This is a genomic window from Stieleria sp., from assembly GCF_041595215.1.
Taxonomy (GTDB): Bacteria; Planctomycetota; Planctomycetia; order Pirellulales; family Pirellulaceae; genus Stieleria; species Stieleria magnilauensis.
Map to the genome: position 1 here is coordinate 1 of NZ_JBFHKV010000557.1, position 5,467 is coordinate 5,467.

Here is a 5,467-nt window from a genome sequence, read left to right on the forward strand (position 1 = left end):
CACCGCCCCAAACGATCAGCGTCTCGTCCAACATGCCGCGCTGTTTCAGATCCCGAACCAGGGCCGCGGTGCCTTGGTCTACCAATTCCGCCGTCTTGGCCACCCCCGCCTTGACGCCTCCGTGGTGGTCCCAGCCGCGATGATAAAGCTGAATGAATCGCACCCCGCGCTCGGCCAATCGGCGGGCGAGCAAACAATTGCTGGCGAACGAGCCGTCACCCGGTGTGCAGCCGTATTGGTCGATGACTTGTTGCGTCTCGCCGGACATGTCGGTCAACTCGGGCACCGAGGCCTGCATCCGGAACGCCATTTCATAACCGGCCAAGCGCGTCGCGATCTCGGGGTCGTTGAGCTCCTGGTTTCGAATCTGATTGATCCGCGAAACCGCATCGACAATGTCCCGCTGTTGGTCGCGGCCGACGCCCTCCGGATTGCCGACATAGTGGACCGGGTTTCCGCTGGCGTGCATCTGGACACCTTGGTAACGACTGGGCAAAAAACCCGAGTGCCACTGCCGCGAACTGATCGGCTGACTCTGCCCTCCGCCTTCACTGGTCAGCACGATGAACCCCGGCAGATCCTCCGTTTCGCTCCCCAGTCCGTACAGCACCCACGACCCCATTGAGGGGCGCCCACTGATCGCCGTCCCGGTATTAAAAAATGTGTGCGCCGGATCGTGGTTGATCTGTTCGGTGTGCATCGATTTGACGACGCACATCTCGTCGGCCAAGCCACTGATGTGTTTGAACACGTCAGAAATCATCAGTCCGCTTTCGCCGCGGGCGATGAACTTGTGCTGCGGGCCCATCACCTTCAGTTCTTTGCCCTGTAGCTGCGCGATCGGCTGGCCCGCAGTGATCGACTCCGGCATCGGCTTGCCGTCCATCTCCGCCAGCACCGGTTTGTAGTCGAACGTTTCCAAATGGCTGGGCCCGCCGGCCATGCACAGATGGATCACGCGTTTGATCCGCGGCGCGTGGTGCGGGCGGGCCAGAACGCCTTCGAATGCGCTCACGCCGGACGACGCCGCGGACGACGACGAAACCGCACCCGCCAAATCGGATTTCAGCAACGATGCCAACGCGACCGAACCGATTCCGGTGCGGCGCAGAAACGTCCGCCGTGCGAGTCGCTGGTGGAGAGAATGGAATTCAGGATTCATCGCGGTCTCAGTAGCGCGTAATGGTTTCGTGAAGATTCAAGATCACGCGGGCAACACTCGTCCAGGCGGCCAATTCAGCCACATCCAAATCGCTAGGCACCGGTGCTTCGCCGTGGGCGATCAGTTTCCCCGCTTCGTCGACGTTGGACTGGTAATGTTCCAGGTGATTTTGGAACACGGCGCGCAACGGATCAGCGATCTGTGCAGTCACGGGGCGTGAGACGGCATTCTGGTAGGCCCATTGCAGTCGTTGGTCGACGTCTTGGCCGCCTTCACGCATGATGCGTTCGGCATACACGCGCGCCGCTTCGACGAAGGTCGGGTCGTTGAGCAATACTAATGCCTGCAGCGGCGTGTTGGACCGTGACCGCTTTGCCGTGCACTCTTCGCGACTTGGCGCGTCAAAGGCTTTGAGCATCGGGTGCAGGAACGTGCGTTGCCAGTGCGTGTACAGCCCGCGACGGTATTGGTTCGAGCCTCCGTCAGCGACGTACGTGCGGCGCGGGAAATTTAGTTGTGCGTAATAGCCCGCCGGTTGGTACGGTCGGACGCTCGGCCCGCCGATGGTTTCGACCAACAGGCCGCTGATCGCGAGCGCCCCGTCACGGACCACTTCCGCGTCCACGGTGAAACGCCCCTGACGGGCAAACAGATCGTTGTAGGGATCGCGTTGTGCAAGTTCCGTCGTCGGCGTTGAGGAACGCCGATACGCTTGGCTCATCGCGATCGAACGCATCACATGTTTGACGTCCCAGCCCGACTGGATGAAATCGATCGCCAAGGCGTCCAACAGATCCGGATACGACGGATAGGTCCCTTGGCCGCCAAAGTCATCGACGCTGGCACAGATCCCCCGTCCAAACAACAGGCTCCACAAGCGGTTGACCATCGTTCGGGCGGTCAGTGGGTTGTCCTCGCGGCACAGCCAGTTGGCCAAATCAAGCCGCGTCGGTCGCGCATCGCCGGTGTCCAATGTTCCCAAAAACGCCGGGATCGCCGGGCTGACGACGTCGCCGGAATCGTCCATCCAGTTGCCGCGCGGCAAGACGCGGATCGTTCGCGGGGTGACGCTCCGCGAGACGACGGTTTCGGGAGCCGTTTCGTACTTTGCCTTGCGGCGGGTTTCCAATTCCCGAATCTGGTTTTGCAGCGACACCATCTCCTCGGATTCCGCGATGTAGTAATCAGTGATCGTCCGACGCTGTTGATCCGACCGCTGGTCTTGGTCGACACGCAAGGCTTCGGCGACGTCGGTCGGAATACCGCCGGCGGTGATCACGCCGCAATCGTCCCAGTGAACCATCCCGCCGAATTGGGTGAACGCCATCCCTTTGACCTTCGCCCCTGCAGCCAGTCCGACTTCCTCGGCGGTCGCTTCCAGCCGCACCCATTGGCCGGTCGCGGGAAGCACTCCGCCACGCCGATAGCCCGCATAGCTCTCCTTCTGTCGACCATACGTGATGTCATCGCTGCCCCAGACTTTGCGGTGCGTCCAATCGCCGTCGTTGAACTGCAACATGATCGCCGACGGCGGGTCTTTGGGATCCAGATAGACCCAACAGAAAAATCGAGCGTCTTTTGTGACGCCAAAGGGCTGCTTGGCGTCGTCGAACAGGTGTTGCGTCAGACCCTCACTCTGCTGTTTTCGCGACGTCGCACCGCGATGAACCGGCGCGTCATCCTGGGCCACAAAACGCCATTCGCCGCTCTGATTGGCCTCCATTGAAAGCGCATCGTCGATCCAAATCGTTTCAATTTCTTGCTGGTCATCGATCCGGTCGATCACGTCGGCTTCCCATTGGTCCTGGGCCGCGATCAGCGATTGCCGCAGCGGTTCGATTTCTGCTCGGAGTGCACCGATTTGGCGATCCATCTCCGCCAGTTCTGTCTGCAGCCTTTCACCGGGGACGCGGATCATCGGTGGTCGGCTCCGCGCCCCATAGACGCCGCGTTCGTCCAGGTCGGCGAAAAATGCTCCCAGCGAGTAGAAGTCGCGTGTCGTGTAGGGGTCGTACTTGTGGTCGTGGCATTGGGCACAGCCCATCGTCGCGCCCATGAAGACTTGCGAAACATTTCGAACGCGGTCGGCAAAGTAGATCGCCAAATACTCTTTCGCCTGCGATCCACCTTCTTCGGTCGTTTGGTTCAGCCGGTTGTATCCCGATGCCACTTGTTGATCGAGTGTCGCCTCGGGAAGCAGGTCACCGGCGAGTTGTTCGCGGACGAAACGGTCATACGGCATGTTGTCGTTGAAGGCGTTGATCACGTAATCACGATAAGGCGATTGCGACACATTTTGGTCGCCGTGGTATCCGACGGTGTCGGCGTAACGCACCAGATCCAACCAATAGATCGCCATCCGTTCGCCGAAGCGAGGTGAATTCAACAGTCGGTCGACCAGATCCGCATAGGCATCGGTTGATTCATCGTTGACGAACGCCTGGACTTCTTCGGCCGTCGGCGGCATGCCCGTCAAATCGTACGACAGGCGACGAATCAACGTGACCCGGTCGGCTTGCCCGGTCGGCTCGACGCCTTCGTCGGCCAGTCGTGCCGCAATCTTGTGATCGATCAACTGAGTCGCATTGCTCGGCGCGACCGGTTCCGCCGATTCGATCCGGTGCATCGGTTCATAAGCCCAGTGGGCTTCGTAGGACGCACCCTCGGCGATCCAGCGGACCAGCACGTCACGCTCGGCATCGGTCAGACTCTTGTGCGACGACGGCGGCGGCATCACCTCGTCGTCATCGGTCGAAAAAATCCGCCGAATCACTTCACTCTCATCCGGCGACCCCGGAACGATCGCTCCGGTCGATGCATCGGTGGCTTCGTCGGGCAGATCGAGTCGCAATCCTCCTTCGACCGTTTGAGCATCCGGGCCGTGACAGGCAAAACACTTGTCACTCAGGATCGAGCGGACATCGCGATTGAACCGAATCGGGCGGTCCGCGGCGTGGGAATCTGTGGCTGCCACGAAGCCAAGGGCGACGGAAACGCTGGCAGCAAGAACGCGAAGGGCGGCGATCTGAAAACGATGCATGGGGGGAGTTCGGCCAAACAGCCGAAGGTCTTGGGAGGCGAGGCGAGATCGATCGGAAGGTTACAATACTCGGGACGCTGCGACACATCCCATGGCGGGAACCACCATTTTATGCCCGACGAAGTGACATCACAGGCAACAACCGGCATCTTTCACCGAATCTTTCGAACAATCGGGATTTGCTTGGCGATTGCTGCCAGTTTGCTCTGTTTTCCGCACTGGCTGCCCTGGATGATCGCCTGTTGGATCCTTTGGCACGCCGTCGCGGTCTACAGGGGATCGCCCGGGTATTGGCCCCTGTTCGCCTGCACGCTGATCCTCGCCATTCGTCTCGTCCCGCGTACTCCGGCGATGCTGCTGTTGGCACTCTCGATGGTGATGCTGGGCATTTGGCGATTCCGGCTGCGGTCACAGTCGACGCCTGCCAGGGGACTGCTTCAGACCAGTCCTGTCGCGCTGTTGGTGTTGATGTGGGCATGGATGTGGGTGGAATACCGACGCAGTGCAACCTGTGATCATGAATTGGCATTCCACCCCGGACGCCCGATCGTCTGCATCGGCGACAGTTTGACTCAGGGGATGATTCCCGATCGCGGCTATCCCGGCCAGTTGGAACAACGGATACGCGTCCCGGTGATCAATTTAGGCGCGTCCGGGATCGCGACCGGCCCGGCGATCGGAATCTTGGAACGATCGATGGTGCATCACCCACAAGCCGTCATCATTGAACTCGGCGGTCACGATTTCCTGAGATGGCACTCTCGAGCGAGCACGAAGGCCAATTTGACGAAAATGATCCAGCTTTGCCGTGCCAACGATTGTGAACCCGTCCTGATGGAAATCCCGCGCGGGTTTATGATCGATCCCTACGCCAGTCTGGAACGCGAGCTGGCTTACGAATTCGACCTGCAATTGATCGACGATCGCTGGCTGCGGCACGTCGTCTTGATGAGTCCGGCGGCGCCGCCGGGGATGTGGTTCAAAGACGCGCAGCTGAGCGACGATGGGATTCATAGCAATCCCCGAGGCAGCGGGGCGATCGCCGAGTTTGTCACAGATGCCCTCGTCGATCTCTACGGCGACCAAATTCTCAAGAAGTGATGCAAGTCGCTGGTGTGCAGGCTTTAGCCGCCCTGATTCGCTGCTCCGCAGCGAGTGGGATGCGCCTGAAGGCTGGACACCAACACGCGCTGGTGTGCAGGCTTTAGCCGCCGGTTTCGCTGCTTTGCAGCGAGTGGGATGCGCCTGAAGGCTGGACACCAACA

At 60.3% G+C, this 5,467-nt stretch carries 3 protein-coding genes; 1 reads left to right on the plus strand and 2 read right to left on the minus strand.

The window, feature by feature from the left end:
- On the minus strand, positions 1-1,162 hold a 1,162-nt coding region (locus ABX749_RS19945; RefSeq protein WP_372897516.1), incomplete at its 3' end, for a DUF1501 domain-containing protein.
- 7 nt (positions 1,163-1,169) lie between these two features.
- Positions 1,170-4,202, minus strand: a complete 3,033-nt coding sequence (locus ABX749_RS19950; RefSeq protein ID WP_372897517.1) for a PSD1 and planctomycete cytochrome C domain-containing protein — start codon at positions 4,200-4,202, stop codon at positions 1,170-1,172.
- A gap of 111 nt (positions 4,203-4,313) precedes the next feature.
- Between ABX749_RS19950 and ABX749_RS19955 the strand changes: the two genes are divergently transcribed.
- Positions 4,314-5,303 (plus strand): GDSL-type esterase/lipase family protein, encoded by a 990-nt coding sequence (locus tag ABX749_RS19955; RefSeq protein ID WP_372897518.1) that lies wholly within the window; start codon positions 4,314-4,316, stop codon positions 5,301-5,303.
- Positions 5,304-5,467: the final 164 nt, after the last annotated feature.

What these genes read in the sequence shown, in the direction of transcription:
- ABX749_RS19950 (WP_372897517.1), bottom strand. Translation starts at nt 4,202, where the DNA reads ATGCATCGTTTTCAGATCGCCGCCCTTCGCGTTCTTGCTGCCAGCGTT.
- ABX749_RS19955 (WP_372897518.1), top strand. Translation starts at nt 4,314, where the DNA reads ATGCCCGACGAAGTGACATCACAGGCAACAACCGGCATCTTTCACCGA.